This is a genomic window from Meridianimarinicoccus roseus, from assembly GCF_003172915.1.
GTDB lineage: Bacteria > Pseudomonadota > Alphaproteobacteria > Rhodobacterales > Rhodobacteraceae > Meridianimarinicoccus > Meridianimarinicoccus roseus.
Genome location: NZ_QGKU01000026.1, coordinates 74,840 through 89,994, shown reverse-complemented (window position 1 = coordinate 89,994; position 15,155 = coordinate 74,840). Strand labels below are relative to the sequence as shown.

15 protein-coding genes are annotated in these 15,155 nt (G+C 66.5%); 6 read left to right on the top strand and 9 right to left on the bottom strand.

Annotated features, from left to right (window positions below; genetic code table 11):
- Positions 1 to 3 precede the first annotated feature (3 nt).
- The 4 genes from DKT77_RS06295 to DKT77_RS06280 form a co-directional block, all read right to left on the bottom strand.
- Entirely contained in the window at positions 4 to 2,697 is a 2,694-nt protein-coding gene (locus tag DKT77_RS06295; protein ID WP_109810866.1) for a sensor histidine kinase, read from the bottom strand.
- Between the two features lie 2 nt (positions 2,698 to 2,699).
- A complete protein-coding gene (locus DKT77_RS21425; RefSeq protein WP_338016070.1) occupies positions 2,700 to 3,143 on the bottom strand; it encodes a hypothetical protein in 444 nt (147 codons plus the stop codon).
- Between the two features lie 13 nt (positions 3,144 to 3,156).
- Positions 3,157 to 3,528: a response regulator transcription factor gene (locus DKT77_RS06285; RefSeq protein WP_109810865.1), complete on the bottom strand. Its 372-nt coding sequence runs from the start codon at positions 3,526 to 3,528 to the stop codon at positions 3,157 to 3,159.
- A 71-nt stretch (positions 3,529 to 3,599) separates the two neighbouring features.
- Positions 3,600 to 4,931 carry a helix-turn-helix transcriptional regulator gene (locus DKT77_RS06280; RefSeq protein WP_109810864.1) on the bottom strand — a complete coding sequence of 444 codons (1,332 nt, stop codon included), beginning with the start codon at positions 4,929 to 4,931 and terminating at the stop codon, positions 3,600 to 3,602.
- A gap of 434 nt (positions 4,932 to 5,365) precedes the next feature.
- On the opposite strand from DKT77_RS06280, the gene DKT77_RS06275 reads away from it, so the two are divergent.
- From DKT77_RS06275 to DKT77_RS06250, 6 genes are all read left to right on the top strand, one after another.
- Positions 5,366 to 6,712 (top strand): substrate-binding protein, encoded by a 1,347-nt coding sequence (locus DKT77_RS06275; RefSeq protein WP_109810863.1) that lies wholly within the window; start codon positions 5,366 to 5,368, stop codon positions 6,710 to 6,712.
- A gap of 142 nt (positions 6,713 to 6,854) precedes the next feature.
- Complete coding sequence (locus DKT77_RS06270; protein WP_109810862.1) at positions 6,855 to 7,886, top strand: branched-chain amino acid ABC transporter permease; 1,032 nt, start codon at positions 6,855 to 6,857, stop codon at positions 7,884 to 7,886.
- Between the two features lie 3 nt (positions 7,887 to 7,889).
- Positions 7,890 to 9,092 (top strand): branched-chain amino acid ABC transporter permease, encoded by a 1,203-nt coding sequence (locus tag DKT77_RS06265; protein ID WP_109810861.1) that lies wholly within the window; start codon positions 7,890 to 7,892, stop codon positions 9,090 to 9,092.
- Between the two features lie 14 nt (positions 9,093 to 9,106).
- Positions 9,107 to 9,865, top strand: a complete 759-nt coding sequence (locus tag DKT77_RS06260) for an ABC transporter ATP-binding protein (RefSeq protein ID WP_109810860.1) — start codon at positions 9,107 to 9,109, stop codon at positions 9,863 to 9,865.
- A 121-nt stretch (positions 9,866 to 9,986) separates the two neighbouring features.
- Positions 9,987 to 10,742, top strand: coding sequence for an ABC transporter ATP-binding protein (locus DKT77_RS06255; RefSeq protein ID WP_109810859.1), 756 nt, complete (start codon positions 9,987 to 9,989; stop codon positions 10,740 to 10,742).
- 14 nt (positions 10,743 to 10,756) lie between these two features.
- Positions 10,757 to 11,032 (top strand): glucose-6-phosphate isomerase, encoded by a 276-nt coding sequence (locus DKT77_RS06250; RefSeq protein WP_109810858.1) that lies wholly within the window; start codon positions 10,757 to 10,759, stop codon positions 11,030 to 11,032.
- 210 nt (positions 11,033 to 11,242) lie between these two features.
- Here the strand turns inward: DKT77_RS06250 and DKT77_RS06245 are convergent, their stop codons facing one another.
- From DKT77_RS06245 to DKT77_RS06225, 5 genes are all read right to left on the bottom strand, one after another.
- Positions 11,243 to 12,229 (bottom strand): ABC transporter substrate-binding protein, encoded by a 987-nt coding sequence (locus DKT77_RS06245; RefSeq protein WP_109810857.1) that lies wholly within the window; start codon positions 12,227 to 12,229, stop codon positions 11,243 to 11,245.
- Between the two features lie 79 nt (positions 12,230 to 12,308).
- Positions 12,309 to 13,160 (bottom strand): ABC transporter permease, encoded by an 852-nt coding sequence (locus DKT77_RS06240; RefSeq protein WP_109810856.1) that lies wholly within the window; start codon positions 13,158 to 13,160, stop codon positions 12,309 to 12,311.
- Positions 13,157 to 14,023, bottom strand: a complete 867-nt coding sequence (locus DKT77_RS06235; RefSeq protein WP_109810855.1) for an ABC transporter permease — start codon at positions 14,021 to 14,023, stop codon at positions 13,157 to 13,159. Before DKT77_RS06235 ends, DKT77_RS06240 begins: the two co-directional genes overlap by 4 nt.
- Entirely contained in the window at positions 14,020 to 14,241 is a 222-nt protein-coding gene (locus DKT77_RS06230) for a hypothetical protein (RefSeq protein WP_109810854.1), read from the bottom strand. Before DKT77_RS06230 ends, DKT77_RS06235 begins: the two co-directional genes overlap by 4 nt.
- A gap of 68 nt (positions 14,242 to 14,309) precedes the next feature.
- Complete coding sequence (locus DKT77_RS06225) at positions 14,310 to 15,149, bottom strand: ABC transporter ATP-binding protein (RefSeq protein ID WP_109810853.1); 840 nt, start codon at positions 15,147 to 15,149, stop codon at positions 14,310 to 14,312.
- Positions 15,150 to 15,155: the final 6 nt, after the last annotated feature.

Below are 15,155 nucleotides of genomic sequence, written 5' to 3'. Positions count from 1 at the left end.
TGGTCAGGCCGCCTGCGCCGCCGCCGTCGCGGGCAGCAGCACCCGGAAACCGGCCCCGCCCTGCCCCGGCAGGTAGGCCACCGACCCGCCCAGCTTGGCCATGATCTCGCGGCAGATCGCAAGACCGAGGCCGGCGCCCCCCGCGGCGGACTGGTCCGACAGGCGCGAGAACTTCTCAAAGATCAGGGACTGGCTTTCGGCCGGAATGCCCCGCCCGTTGTCCAGGAAATCCACTGCAAGCTGACCGTTCACCCGCGACACGCGGATGCGCAGGCGCGGGCGATCGCTGTCACAATACTTGCGAGCGTTGGCGATCAAGTTGATGAACACCTGCGCGAGCCGGTCGAGATCGGTGAAGATCGTCACCTCCTCGGCCGATTCGATGCGGTCGATGGTAAAGCGCCCGCCGTCGCTGAGCGCGCTTGTCGCCAGGATCGATCGGTCGATCACGTCGCGCAGCACCGCGCGTTCCGGCGCGATAGTGACCTTGCCATGTTCGAGCACGTTCAGATCCAGCAGCGCATCCAGAAGCCGTGTCAGGCGGATCGCCTCGTCATGGATGATCCGCGAATAGCGCGCCTTTTCGTCCGGACCCAGATCCTCTGCCGACATCAGGATCTCGCTGAATGCGCGGATCGAGGTCATCGGCGTGCGCAGCTCATGGCTGATCTGAGACAGGAATGCGTCCTTCTGCACCGACAGCGCGGTCAGCTTCTCGTTCGCGTCGCGCAACTGTCGGGCGGTGCGCGCCAGTTCGCGCGACTGCTGTTCGAGCTGGCTGGAATACTCCATGATCTGCGCCGTCTCGTCCGCCACCGCCATCAGGTCCTGTACCGAAACGGACGTGCCCGAGATCATCTGCCCGATCATCGCGTGCGCCGTGGCCGCGCCCACGGACCCGGCAAGCCGCCGTTCGAAATGGTCGATGAAATCGGGCGTGATCTCGGGAAGGTAGCCTTCCTTGCCCTGGGCGAGCGCCTCGGTCTGGAACAGCGCCTGCGCCTCGCCCGAGCCGACGATGCGCTGCGCCATGATCAGCAGATCCTCAGCCTCAACGCTGCCCTGGCTCCAGCCGCGGCGGCTGGCGCTGTAGTCGAACACGTTGACGATCTGCGCGCCCTGCAGCCGTTCCAGCGGACGCGGAAAGCTCAGCAGCGAGCCTATGACGAAGGCGGCGGTGTTCAGTACCATGCTCCAGAGCACGGCATGGACAACCGGATCGAGCGCGCCCAGCCCGAACAGCCCCTCGGGACGCAGCCATGACAGCCCCCAGGGGCCGTAGTCCAGCGTGGCGGTGGACAGCACCACACCAGGCCCGAAACTGGGCAGGAACAGCGTATAGAGCCACAGCACGAAGCCCACCGTCACCCCGGCGGCCGCACCGACCCGCGTCGCGCCGCGCCAGAAGATGCCGCCCAGCATGGCCGGCAGAACCTGCACCACGCCGACGAAGCTGATCAGCCCGATCGCCGCAAGAGCCTCACCGCCGCCGGAAAAGCGGTAGTACATCAGCCCCAGCCCCAGCACCGCGGCGATGGACAGCCGCCGCGACAACAGCACCACCTCGCGCACGTCGCCCGACACGGTCGCCCCGCCCGAGCGCAGGTGAAGCCAGACCGGCATCACCACGTGGTTCGACACCATCGTGGACAGCGCGATGGCCGCCACGATCACCATCGACGTGGCCGACGAGAAGCCCCCGAGGAAGGCCAGCAGCGCCAGCCAGTTCTGGTCCAGCGCCAGCGGCAGGGTCAGAACGAACAGATCCGGGTTCGACCCTTCGGGCATCACCTCCAGCCCCATGACGGCGATCGGCACAACAAAAAGGCTCATCAGCGCGAGATAGAGTGGGAAGGCCCAGGACGCGGTGGCGAGGTGGCGTTCATCGTCGTTCTCGACCACCAGCACCTGGAACATGCGCGGCAGGCACAGCAGCGCCGCGCCCGACAGGAAGGTCAGCGCCAGCCAGCGGCTGCCGTCGGTGCGCACCTCGGCGATGGGCGAGGCGTTGATGCGTGCGACCATGTCGGGCAGGCCGCCCGCCACCGACCAGACGACGAAGGACCCCACCGCGAGCAGCGCGGCCAGCTTCACCAGTGCCTCCAGCGCGATGGCGGTGACGACACCGTGATGCCGTTCGTTGGCATCGAGGTTGCGGGTACCGAACAGGATCGTGAAGGCCGCCAGCCCGACCGCCAGCCAGATCGCGGTCGGGCCCTGGTTCGGCGCGGTCCAGTCGGTATCGCCCGGCGGGCTGAAGACGCCGAAGGACAGCGTGACCGATTGCAACTGAAGCGCGATGTAGGGCGTGGTGCCGACCACCGCGAGCAGCGTCACCAGTCCCCCCAGCGTCGCCGACTTGCCGTAGCGGGACGAGATCAGGTCGGCGACCGAGGTTATGCGCTGGGTGCGCGCGATGCGCACGAGCTTGCGCAGGATCAGCCACCAGCCGGTCATAACGAGCGTCGGGCCAAGGTAGATGCACAGGTATTCCAGCCCGGACCGCGCCGCGTAGCCGACCGCGCCGTAGAAGGTCCAGCCGGTGCAGTAGACCGACAGTGACAGCGTGTAGACGAGCGGAGAGCGCAGCCATCCGACCCGGCCGGACTTCGCCCGCCGTTCGGCCCAGAACGCTACGGCGAACAGCACGACGACATAGGCGATGCAGGCTTCCAGCAGGATGTTGAAGGCGAACATGCTCAGCCCCCCGCAGGGCCGCCGGGGGTGGCAGGTGCGGCGCGCGGCACGGTGTCGGGCGCTGCGTCTTGCCCGGCCTCAAGCGGCCTTGCGCCGATGTCCGCTCCGTCCCGCGCCCGGCCCGGACGCGGCAACGCGGGCGCCTGCACGGCCGGACCCGCGCGCTGCGGCAGGTCTGCGGGCGGTGCGCTTTCGGGCTTCAACCGGCGCGCAAGGATCGCCGCGCCCAGCACCAGCGCGCCCCAGACCGCGAACAGATACAGCCCGCGTTCCGCCAGTCGCGGCGGCGCGGCGGGGTCCACCGCCTGCGGGCCCGCCAGATCCCAAAGGATCGGCACCAGGAACAGCACCGTGCCGAACACCGGCAGCAGCCGCGCGGCATCGATCACGCGACGGCGGCGATAGGACTGCCGCGCAAGGAACAGGGGCTTGTCGCGCTCGGGCACGGGCACCCGCCGGTCAGGCCGGGCCGACCAGCGCGCGCAGCTTGTCGCGCACCTCGGCATTGGAGAATGGCTTGGTCATAAAATCGCTCGCACCCAGATCCTCGGCGCGGCTGCGGTCCTTGGCCTGCCCCTTGGCGGTCAGCATCAGAACAGGCACCGCCCCGAGACCCGGATCAGAGCGCAACTCGCGCAGCACGTCGAAGCCGCTGCGGTTCGGCAACATCACGTCCAGCACGACGACATCCGGTGTCACGCGCGCGATTTCTGCCATGGCGGTCGCGCCGTCGGAATGGCACGACACCTTCCAGCCATCACGCGACAGAAAGAAGCGGATCGCTTCCATGATGTTCGGTTCGTCTTCGATCAGCAACACATGGTGCCCCATCCGTCCGGTCTCCCCCCCGCGCAGATCGGCGCCGGTTCTGCCACCGCGCCATTTTTCCAGCGACTATGCGGTCAAGCCCGCCCGGCTGTCAAAGCGCCATCTGTCCCATCGCCAAGGATCGAGGGGTCGCGCCGCGCGGCGCAGTCCGGCAGCGGGCAGACGCGGCAGGTGGTGCCGATCCGGCTGACCGGGCCGGGCGCGGGCCCGAGATCCACAAGATCGGGCGGCACGAGGATCATGCTCGCCTCGTAGACCGCCGGGGCGGCGAAACCGTCGGGGTAATGGGCATGGGCCATCGCGTAGCACAGGAACCGCTCTGCGGGGCGGGCCGAGTGTTCCAGAACCGCGCGCACAGGCGCCATCGGTCGGGTCAGCGCGCGATAGACCGGCCACAGCGCGCAGGCGGACCCGAAGCGCGGCAGTGGCAGCAGGTCGGTCGTCTTGCGCAGGGTCAGCGCGCCTGCGCCGTCGCAGACCACAAGCCCGATCCGCGCCCCAGGCAACGAGGCCAGCCGCCGGAACACCGCCGGGATCGGCACTCCGAAGCGGTCCGACAGGCGCGCAGGGTCGAACCCGGTTTCACGCGCGGCGGCCTCGAACGGCGCAAGCGGCATCGCCAACGCCTCGGCACGGTAACGATCGAGGAAGGCATGGGCCAGTGCGCGCCCGGCATCTGATTGCAACCCCGGCCCATGCGCGATCATCGGCGCGATCAGGTCAGGCACAGGCGTTTCCAGTCCGGCGACATGGAACCCGGTCCGGTTCAGGAAGGTTTCAAGTTCCTCCTGCGGGGTCACGACACCCAGTTCGGTTTCGCCCTCGGCATCGAGATAGGCGACCAGTGCCGCCGCGCCCTCGGCCAGCTTGCCGCTGTCCGCATGCAGATTGCGCTGGAAGCGCTTGCGCCAGTTCTCGTCCAGATCCTCGGTCTCCACCAGGATAGATGCGGTGGACTGGATCGACGACACCTTGGAAAGCAGATCGTGCAGCGCGGCGGACAGGAACGGGTCATGCGCCAGCCGATCCACCAGCCCGGCGACCCGGTTCTCCAGCGCGACGATGCGGCGCTGCTGGGCGGTCAGCAGCGCTGCCCAGCCGGGAAAGCGGCCGACAAGTTCATCGACCTTGTCCAGTTCGGCGGCAGTGCCGGGATGGGCCGCCGCGGCCTCGCCCAGTTGGTCGAGCTGCTCGGTCTCAGCCCCTTGGGTCAGAGACGCGACATCCGCCCCGAGCGCACGCGCGATCCGGGTCAGCAGCTTGCCGCCGATGCGGCGGCGGTTGTGTTCGATCAGGTTCAGGTAGCTGGGCGAGATTTCCACCCGCGCCGCAAGCTCCGACTGGCGCAGGCCCAGCATCGTGCGGCGTTCGCGGATGCGCGTTCCGGTCAGCGCGCTGCGTGGCATGTCGGCCCCTCCTCCCCCTGTCGGTCCGGCGCTGCACCCGGTGACCGCTTGTCAGCCACGGTGCCACCCCCACTTGCATACCAAAGCATGCGACAGTATGCGACAGCATGCGACAGTATGCGACAGCATGCACGACATCCGGTCCCGCCCCTCGCAACCGGGCCGCGCATTTTCCGCGGACCCGCGCCGCGGCAAGCGCCGAACCCTTCTCGATGGGATGGCGATTTTGTGACCGCGATCAAGGGCTTTCTGCGCCTGCGGGAAAAAAATTTTACAGATCCACTTCGGTGATGTCGAATTCTTCACAGAAAAAATCTTTCGATACTGAATATTTGTTGCGCGCTTTTACACCTGCCCCGGATACTGGACCGGTCTTTACAAGGCATCCGGCGCGCAGAGGAGGCGGGCCGAAACTCATATCTGGGAGGATATCCATGTCCAAGACGGATCTCACACGCCGCGGCGTGATGAAAACCGGTGCAGTCGCAGGTGCGGGCCTCGCGGTCCCTACCATCTTCACCGCCCGTTCGGCATCGGCGTTCGTGAACGAACCCACCGGCGGCAGCGTGACGCTGGGCTTCAACGTGCCGCAGACCGGCCCCTATGCCGACGAAGGCGCGGACGAACTGCGCGCCTATGAGCTGGCGGTGGAGCATCTTAACGGCGGCGGCGACGGCGGCATGCTGTCCACTTTCAGTTCCAAGACGCTCGACGGCACCGGCATCCTGGGCAAGAAGGTCGAATACGTCACCGGCGACACGCAGACGAAGTCGGATGCGGCCCGCGCCTCGGCGAAGTCGATGATCGAGAAGGACGGCGCCATCATGATCACCGGCGGCTCGTCCTCGGGCGTCGCCGTGGCCGTGCAGGCCCTGTGCCAGGAAGCCGGCATCATCTTCATGGCGGGCCTGACCCATTCGAACGACACGACCGGGAAGGACCGCAAGGCGAACGGCTTCCGCCACTTCTTCAACAGCTACATGTCGGGCGCCGCGCTCGCGCCGGTGCTGGCCAATGCCTATGGCACCGACCGCAAGGCGTATCACCTGACGGCCGACTACAACTGGGGCTACACCACCGAAGAAGCGATCACTTCGGCGACCGAGGCGATGGGCTGGGAAACCGTCGAAACGGTCAAGACCCCGCTCGCCGCAACCGACTTCTCGGCCTATATCACGCCCGTTCTGCAGTCCGACGCCGACGTGCTGGTGCTGAACCATTACGGCGGCAACATGGTCAACTCGCTGACCAACGCCGTGCAGTTCGGTCTGCGCGACCGGATCGTGAACGGCAAGCAGTTCGAGATCGTCGTGCCGCTCTACTCGCGCCTGATGGCGCGCGGCGCGGGCGAGAACGTGAAGGGCATCTTCGGGTCCACCAACTGGCACTGGTCGTTGCAGGACGAGGGCTCCAAGGCGTTCACCCGCTCCTTCGGCACCAAGTACGGCTTCCCGCCCAGCCAGGCCGCGCATACCTGCTACGTGCAGACCCTGCTCTATGCCGATGCCGTGCAGCGCGCGGGTTCGTTCAACCCCTGCGCCGTGGTCGAGGCCCTGGAAGGCTTCGAATTCGACGGGCTGGGCAATGGCCCGACGCTCTATCGTGCCGAGGATCACCAGTGCTTCAAGGACGTGCTCGTGGTGCGCGGCAAGGAGAACCCGACCTCGGAATTCGACCTGCTCGAAATCGTCGAGATCACGCCCGTCGCGCAGGTGACGTACCCGCACGATCACCCGCAATTCGCGGGCGGCGCGCTTGGGTCCTGCAACCCCGGCGTCTGATCCCAGGCACTCGATCCACGACAACCGCACCGGTGCCCCTGCGCACCGGTGCCACCCGGTCCGGCCCGCCGCGCGGCGCCCGGCCGCGGGGCCCGCACCCCGCGACCGGGGCGCGGCCCCGTTTTCGCAAAGGTGATCCCCGATGGATGCTCTGCTGCTCCAGGTTCTCAACGGTCTCGACAAGGGATCGGCCTATGCGCTGATCGCGCTTGGTCTGACCCTAATCTTCGGCACGCTCGGCGTGGTGAATTTCGCCCACGGCGCGCTGTTCATGCTGGGGGCGTTCTGCGCCGTCACGATGCAGCGCATCCTCACGCTCAGCTACGAAGTGGTGGACGAGACACGCACCGACTTCCTCGGCAACCCGCTTAAGGTGGACGTGCCCTATGTGCAAAGCTGGTTCGGCGACAGCGTGGGCGGGGGCATCATCGACTGGGCGGTCCCGATCTCGCTGCTGATGGCCGTCCCGGTGATGATCTTCGTCGGCTTCGCCATGGAACGCGGCCTGATCAAGCATTTCTACAAGCGGCCCCATGCCGACCAGATCCTCGTGACCTTCGGCCTCGCCATCGTGCTGCAGGAGATCATCAAGTATTTCTACGGCGCGAACCCGATCCCCACCCCCGCGCCCGACGCTTTCGCCGGCTCGTTCGACTTCGGCGCGATGCTGGGCATGCAGGCGGGCTCGATCATCTATCCCTACTGGCGGCTCGTCTATTTCTTCTTCGCGCTGGCGATCATTGGCGGCGTCTTCGCCTTCCTGCAGTTCACCACATTCGGCATGGTCGTGCGCGCAGGCATGGCGGACCGGGAGACGGTCGGGCTTCTGGGCATCGACATCGACCGCCGCTTCACCATCATGTTCGCAATCGCCGCCGTGGTCGCGGGACTGGCAGGCGTGATGTATGCGCCGATCAACTCGCCGAACTACCACATGGGCATGGATTTCCTCGTGCTCAGCTTCGTCGTGGTGGTGGTCGGCGGCATGGGCTCGCTGCCCGGCGCCGTCGCGGCCGGCTTCGTGCTGGGCATCCTGGAAAGCTTCGCCTCCATGGCCGAGGTCGTCGCCTTCCTGCCCGGCATCAACCAGATCATCATCTACCTGGTGGCGATCATCATTCTGTTGACCCGCCCGCGCGGCCTGATGGGCCGCAAGGGCGTGATGGAGGACTGATCCATGCTCGGACTCAACCGCAAGGACAGCCTGCTGTTCGTCGTCGTCATCTGCCTGACGATGTTCGCCCCCTTCCTGCTCAACCCGTTCCCGGAAGGCTCGGAACTGGCGCAGTTCAACGCCGGCTATCCCGACCTGATGCAACGCTTCGTGATCTTCGGGATCTTCGCCATCGGCTTCAACATCCTCTTCGGGCTCACCGGCTACCTGTCCTTCGGACATGCCGCGTTCCTAGGGGTCGGCTCCTATGCCGGGGTCTGGATGATGAAGCTGCTGACCATGAACGTGATCCCCGCGATCCTGATCTCGGTCGTGGTGGCGGGGCTGTTCTCGGTGCTGGTGGGCTACATCTCGCTGCGCCGCTCGGGGATCTACTTCTCGATCCTCACGCTCGCTTTCGCGCAGATGTCGTTCTCGCTCGCCTACTCGGTGCTCACGCCGATCACGAACGGCGAAACCGGGCTGCAACTGTCGCTGAACGATCCGCGCATCCTCGGGGTCAGCGAAGTGGACGGCTCGATCCCGCCCGCCAACCTCTTCGGCCTGTCGATGCGCGACAGCACCGAACTCGCTATGGGCAACTGGCTGTTCACCTTCAACGTCGGCTACTACCTCAGCGCCGTGGTGATGCTGATCGCTTTCTATGTCGCGATCCGCATCTTCCGCTCGCCCTTCGGGATGATGCTGCGCGCGGTGAAATCCAACCAGCAGCGGCTCAACTACACCGGGCTGAACACCAAACCCTACACGCTGGCCGCCTTCGTGATCTCAGGCATGTATGCGGGATTGGCCGGGGGGTTGATGGTAGCGATGGACCCGCTGGCAGGCGCCGAACGGATGCAGTGGACCGCATCGGGCGAGGTGGTGCTGATGACAATCCTCGGCGGCGCGGGCACGCTGATCGGCCCGATCCTCGGCGCGGGCTTCATCAAGTACTTCGAGAACATCTTCTCCAAGATCAACGAAAGCATCCTGCATCAGTGGTTCGCATTCCTGCCCGACGGGCTGGAGGACGCACTGGTGTTCATGGTCTACCCGTTCATCGGCAAGGGCTGGCACCTGACGCTGGGAATCATGTTCATGCTGGTGGTGATCTTCCTGCCCGGCGGCCTCGTGGAAGGCGGCCAGCGCCTGGGGCGGCTGTTCCGCCGCCGCCGCAAGACCGACACCAAGCCCGGCGCCGGCGCCACCGAACCGGCCGAATGAGAGGGGGGCAGACAATGGGACTGCTTGAAGTCAAGAACGTGAACAAGCGCTTCGGCGGCCTTCAGGCGCTGGGGGACGTGAACCTCTCGGTGGCCGAGAACACGGTCCACGCGATCATCGGGCCGAACGGGGCGGGCAAGTCCACGCTGCTCAACTGCCTCGTCGGCAAGCTGATCCCCGACACCGGGTCGGTGATGTTCGACGGCCAGTCGGTGCTGGGCCGCAAGCCGCACGAGATCAACCAGATGGGCATCAGCCGCGTGTTCCAGACGCCCGAGATCTTCGGCGACCTGACGGTGCTCGAAAACGTGATGATCCCCTGCTTCGCCAGGCGCGACGGGGCGTTCAAGCTGCACGCCTTCGAGACGGTGATGAACGAGGCCGAAATCGTGGACATGGCCGAAGCGATGCTGACCGACGTGCGGATGATCGAAAAGCGTGACGTGCACGCGGGCTCGCTCTCGCGCGGCGACAAGCGGCGACTGGAAATGGCGATGTGCCTCGTGCAGCAGCCCAAGCTGCTGCTGCTGGACGAACCGACCGCCGGGATGGCGCGGGCCGACACCAACAACACGATCGACCTTCTCAAGGAAATCAAGGCCTCCCGGCCGATCACCATGGCGATCATCGAACACGACATGCACGTCGTGTTCTCGCTCGCCGAACGGATCACCGTGCTGGCGCAGGGCACACCACTGGTCGAGGACACGCCCGAAAACATCAAGGGGCATCCCAAGGTGCAGGAAGCCTATCTCGGCCAGAGCCACGAATGACACCGCCCGCCCCCATTGTCCCGACGCCGCCACGCGCGGCGGGCCCCGCCCCGGCGCAGGCAGGGGTGGGGGGACAGGGACTTCGCGCGCGCCGCGCGCGGCCGCTTGACAGGAGCCAGCCATGAACGACCGCCCCGATTTTTCCAAGCACGCCAACCACGCAGCCACAGCGCCCGCGTATTTCTCGGTATGGGACCTGCACGCCTATTACGGCGAAAGCTACATCGTGCAGGGCGTCAGCTTCACCGTCCACGAGGGCGAGATCCTCGCGCTGCTGGGCCGCAACGGCGCGGGCAAGACCTCCACCCTGCGCTCCATCGCGCGGCTCGCCAGTCCGCAGGTCACCCACGGTGAGATCTGGCTCGACCACCAGCACCTGCACACCATGGCATCGCACGAAGCCGCCATCGCCGGTTGCGCGCTGGTGCCCGAGGACCGGCGCATCATCCCCGGCCTCACGGTGGAGGAGAACCTGAAACTCGCGCAGATCGTCGAACCCGTGGGCTGGTCACTCGACCGGCTGTACGAGCTGTTCCCGCGCCTCGGCGAACGGCGCGCACAGGAAGGCACGACCCTTTCCGGCGGCGAACAGCAGATGCTCGCCATCGCCCGCGCGCTCGCGCGCGACATCAAGGTGCTGCTGCTAGACGAACCCTACGAAGGGCTTGCCCCGGTCATCGTCCGCGAGATCGAAAAGACCCTGATGCTGATCAAGGAACAGGGCATCACGACGATCATCGTGGAACAGAACGCCGTCGCCGCGCTGAAGATCTCGGACCGCGCCGTGATTCTCGAAGGTGGCCAGGTCGTCTTCGACGGCTCGGCGAAGGAAGTTCTCGACAATGCGGCCCTGCGGGCCGAGTATTTGGCCATCTGACACAAGGGACAGCCATGACCAGAACGCACCTTACCGCCGCCACGCTCGCCGCCGCCCTCGCCCTGACTGCCTGCGCGGACGAACGCACCACGAACCAGGTCGGCACCGGGGTCGCGGGCGGCGCCATCGCGGCCATCGCAGCCACCGCGCTCGGCGCCAACAATGGCTGGACCGCCGTCGCGGCCGGCGCGGGCGCGATCGCGGGCTCCCTCTATGCCCGCAACCGGCAGACCGGCGAATGTGCCTACCATACCGGCGACGGCGAAACCGTCCGCGTCACCGACTGCTGATCCCGAACGGCCCGCGCCCGGCCTGCTTCAGCGGACGCGCTCATCATCGCTTCGGCAGAGAGCCGGTGCTCCAGCCCTGGTCTGGGACATGGCCTGCGCGACCGGGGCCATATCGCCCCTGACAAAGAAGGCGGTCCCATCAGGGACCGCCTCTTGCTCCTCCACACCCGCGGCGCAGACGCAGCGCGCCCTGCCCCGCGGACCGCGTGCTCAGTTCAGCGCGGCATCCGTGATCGCATGGGTCCAGGCCGCGTCGCCCGGATGCGCAGTGATCACCGGGTCCGACCCGCCCGACAGCAACGAAGCCACCGTCGTCTCGAAGGCCGCCGGGTCCAGTACGCCGTCCTCGCCCAGAAGCTTGCCGACCTCCTCCATCATCCGCACCTGATGCTCAAAGGTCTGCGCGCCGGTCGCGTCGTTTTCCAGCACGATCTCGGCCGCCTCCTCGGGGTTCTCCGCCGCATAGGCCCACCCCCGCATCGACGCCGCCACGAACCGCTCCAGCGCGTCCACCATCGCCGGATCCTCGAGCGTCTCGTCCAGAACGTAAAGCCCGTCCTCAAGCGTGGCGACACCCCTGTCGGTGTAGTTGAACGTTACCAACTGCTCGGGCGTGATACCCGCGTCGATCACCTGCCAGTACTCGTTGTAGGTCATGGTCGAAATGCAGTCGGCCTGCTTCTGCAGCAGCGGGTCCACGTTGAACCCCTGCTTGAGCACGGTCACACCGTCCTCCCCGCCCTCTGTCGGGATGCCAAGCTGGCTCATCCAGCTCAGGAACGGATACTCGTTGCCGAAAAACCACACGCCCAACGTCCGCCCCGGAAAATCCTCGGGGCCGGTCACGCCGCTTTCGGCAAGGCAGGTCAGCATCATCCCCGACCGCGCGAAGGGCTGGGCGATGTTCACCAGCGGCAGACCCCGTTCCCGCGCGGCCAATGCGGCGGGCATCCACTCCACGACCACGTCGGCCCCGCCACCCGCGATCACCTGTGTCGGCGCGATGTCCGGCCCGCCCGGTTTGATCGTGACGTCGAGATCGGCCTCCTCGTAGAAACCTTTGTCCTGTGCCACATAGTAGCCCGCGAACTGCGCTTGTGTGACCCATTTCAGTTGCAAGGTCAGCTCATCCGCAGCGTGCGCGCCGCCAAAGGCCAGCGCCCCCAGAACTGCCGTGCCTGCCAGTAGTCGTGTCATGATCGTCTCCCGTTGGTTAACCCTGTTTTTTCACTCGGACCCAGCTCCGGGCCCCCTGCTCCGGCGCAGATGCGGCGCCTCACCGGCCCCCGCGTTGCGACGGGTGCCAGAACGTCACCGCCCGTTCGGTCAGCGCCACCGCGCCATAGAACAACGACCCTGCCAGCGCGGCCACGGTGATCTCGGCCCAGACCATGTCCAGCGCAAGCTGCCCGACCGAGGTCGAGATGCGGAACCCCATCCCCACAGTGGGCGAGCCGAAGAATTCCGCCACGATCGCCCCGATCAGCGCCAGCGTTGTCGAAATCTTCAGCCCGTTGAAGATGAACGGCATCGCGGCAGGCAGGCGCAGCTTGCGCAGGCTCTGACCCGGCGTGGCGGCATAGGTGCGCATCAGATCACGGCTCATGGCGTCGGCGGCAGCGAGGCCCTGCACCGTGTTCACAAGCACCGGGAAGAACACCATCACGACGACCACCGCGGCTTTGCTCTGCCAGTCGAAGCCGAACCACATCACAAGAATGGGCGCCGTTCCGATGATCGGGAGCGCGGCAATGAAACTGCCCACCGGCAGAAGGCCACGGCGCAGGAAATCGAACCGATCCGCAGCCAGCGCGGTCAGGAAAGCCGCCGTGCAGCCGATGACATAGCCGCTCAGCGCGCCCTTCACGAAGGTCTGCACGAAATCCGCCCACAGGATCGGCCCCGAAACGGCGATGCGCGCCGCGATGGCGCTGGGCGGCGGCAGGATAACGCCGGGCACCGCCAGACCCCGCACCAGCCCCTCCCAAAGGACCAGCAGGGTCAGCCCGAAGATCACCGGCACCGCCAGCCGCGCCGCGCGCGTGTCCGCATGGCGGCTGGCGGCGATGCGCAGGTTGGCCCACCAGGCCACTGCCCAGACCCCCAGCGCGCCCGCAACCCAGCTCATCGCGCCAGCCCCATGCGGCGCAGCGTAACACGCTGCACCAACCCGATCAGACCGACCAGCAGGCCGGCCAGCACGGCGGCGCCGATCAGCGCCGACCAGATCTGCACCGTCTGCCCGTAATAGCTGCCCGCCAGCAGGCGCGCGCCCAAGCCGGCCACCGCACCGGTTGGCAACTCGCCCACGATGGCGCCGACAAGGCTCGCCGCGATACCAACCTTGAGCGAGGTGAACAGGTACGGAAGCGACGCGGGCAGCCGCAGTCGCCAGAACATCTGTGCCCGGCTCGCATTGTAGGTCCGCAGCAGGTCAAGCTGCGCCACGTCCGGGCTGCGCAGGCCCTTGACCATGCCCACGACCACCGGGAAGAAACTCAGGTAGGCGCTGATGATCGCCTTGGGCAGCAGACCCGACACGCCGACGGAATTCAGCACCACGATGATCATCGGCGCGATGGCGAGGATCGGGATGGTCTGGCTGGCAATCGCCCAAGGCATCACGCTCATGTCCATGGCGCGGCTGTGCACGATGCCCACCGCCAGCAGCATCCCCAGCCCGGTGCCGATGGCAAACCCCAGAAGTGTCGCCGACAGGGTGATCCAGCCGTGATAGACAAGGCTGCGCTTCGACGTGACCTTCTTCTCCGCCGTCGTCTCCCACAACTCGACTGCCACCTGATGCGGCGCGGGAAGGCGCGGGCGGTCCTGCTGCATCGTGTCAGCCAAGATCTCGCTCAGGCTGACGGTCGTTCCTGCCCGCGCGGCCTGCTGCTGCGTCCAGGCCGCGTTCATCCAAACCGCCGCGCCGTACCAGACCGCAAGGATCGCGGCGATCACGGTCAGCACAGGCCCGACGTGATCCCTCATACCTCGTCCCGCTCCGACCGCGCCTGTGCTGCGCGCAAACGCTTCAGGTAGCTCGCGAACAGAAGGCCCCACAGCGGCACGACGATGTCGATCATGCGCAGGCCGCCGACCGTCGCCATGTGGATCACGGCGGACAGAAGGAAGAACAGGCCCGCCGCACCCAACAACCAGACGCTGCGTTTCAGGCGGGTGATCTCGCGCTGTGCCGCATCAGACATGGAGAAAGACTCCTACAATACTCCTATTAAACTCCCACAGGACTCCTGCACGTGGTTCTGCGTCGTTGTCAGTCATAGGCGTGTCCCGCGCGCAGCCCCTCGCGCACCCGGTGCGCCACCGCAAGAAACTCCGGCGTGTCGCGGATATCGAGCGGCCTTTCGCGCGGCAGCGGGCTGTCGATGACGTCGGTGATCCGCCCCGGACGCGGGCTCATCACCACGATCCGCGTGGACAGATAGACCGCCTCAGGAATCGAATGGGTCACGAAGGCGATGGTTTTTTCTGTCCGTTCCCAAAGCTTTAGAAGCTGCTCGTTGAGGTGGTCGCGCACGATTTCGTCCAGCGCGCCGAACGGTTCGTCCATCAGCAGGATATCCGCGTCAAAGGCCAGCGCCCGCGCGATGGAGGCGCGCTGCTGCATGCCGCCGGACAATTGCCAGGGGTACTTCCGCTCGAACCCCTCCAGATCGACCAGCCGCAGCACGTCCGCCGCGCGCCGCTCCTGCTCCGCCTTGTCGAAGCCCATGATTTCCAGCGGTAATTTTACATTGGCCGCGATCGTCCGCCACGGGTAAAGTCCTGCCGCCTGGAACACGTAGCCATAGGCGCGCGACCGCCGCGCGGCGTCCGGCGTCATCCCGTTCACCATCAGTTGTCCGTCTGTCGGCGTTTCCAATGCCGCGATGGCCCGCAGCAACGTGGTCTTGCCGCAGCCGGACGGGCCGATGAAACTGACGAAATCTCCCTTCGATATCTGCAGGTTGACATCGTTCAGGGCGTGCACCGGCCCGTCATTGGTCTGGAAGACAAGCTCCAGACCGCGCGCATCGATGACCGGCCCGTCCGGGGGCGTGACAGGGCTAGCCCCTTCGTCGCGAAACCCATCGATTTCTTCCGCGCTCAGCATCGTGCA

Coding starts and splice junctions, on each gene's coding strand:
- DKT77_RS06295 (WP_109810866.1), bottom strand. CDS start 2,697: ATGTTCGCCTTCAACATCCTGCTGGAAGCCTGCATCGCCTATGTCGTC.
- DKT77_RS06285 (WP_109810865.1), bottom strand. CDS start 3,528: ATGGGGCACCATGTGTTGCTGATCGAAGACGAACCGAACATCATGGAA.
- DKT77_RS06280 (WP_109810864.1), bottom strand. CDS start 4,931: ATGCCACGCAGCGCGCTGACCGGAACGCGCATCCGCGAACGCCGCACG.
- DKT77_RS06275 (WP_109810863.1), top strand. CDS start 5,366: ATGTCCAAGACGGATCTCACACGCCGCGGCGTGATGAAAACCGGTGCA.
- DKT77_RS06270 (WP_109810862.1), top strand. CDS start 6,855: ATGGATGCTCTGCTGCTCCAGGTTCTCAACGGTCTCGACAAGGGATCG.
- DKT77_RS06265 (WP_109810861.1), top strand. CDS start 7,890: ATGCTCGGACTCAACCGCAAGGACAGCCTGCTGTTCGTCGTCGTCATC.
- DKT77_RS06260 (WP_109810860.1), top strand. CDS start 9,107: ATGGGACTGCTTGAAGTCAAGAACGTGAACAAGCGCTTCGGCGGCCTT.
- DKT77_RS06255 (WP_109810859.1), top strand. CDS start 9,987: ATGAACGACCGCCCCGATTTTTCCAAGCACGCCAACCACGCAGCCACA.
- DKT77_RS06250 (WP_109810858.1), top strand. CDS start 10,757: ATGACCAGAACGCACCTTACCGCCGCCACGCTCGCCGCCGCCCTCGCC.
- DKT77_RS06245 (WP_109810857.1), bottom strand. CDS start 12,229: ATGACACGACTACTGGCAGGCACGGCAGTTCTGGGGGCGCTGGCCTTT.
- DKT77_RS06240 (WP_109810856.1), bottom strand. CDS start 13,160: ATGAGCTGGGTTGCGGGCGCGCTGGGGGTCTGGGCAGTGGCCTGGTGG.
- DKT77_RS06235 (WP_109810855.1), bottom strand. CDS start 14,023: ATGAGGGATCACGTCGGGCCTGTGCTGACCGTGATCGCCGCGATCCTT.
- DKT77_RS06230 (WP_109810854.1), bottom strand. CDS start 14,241: ATGTCTGATGCGGCACAGCGCGAGATCACCCGCCTGAAACGCAGCGTC.
- DKT77_RS06225 (WP_109810853.1), bottom strand. CDS start 15,149: ATGCTGAGCGCGGAAGAAATCGATGGGTTTCGCGACGAAGGGGCTAGC.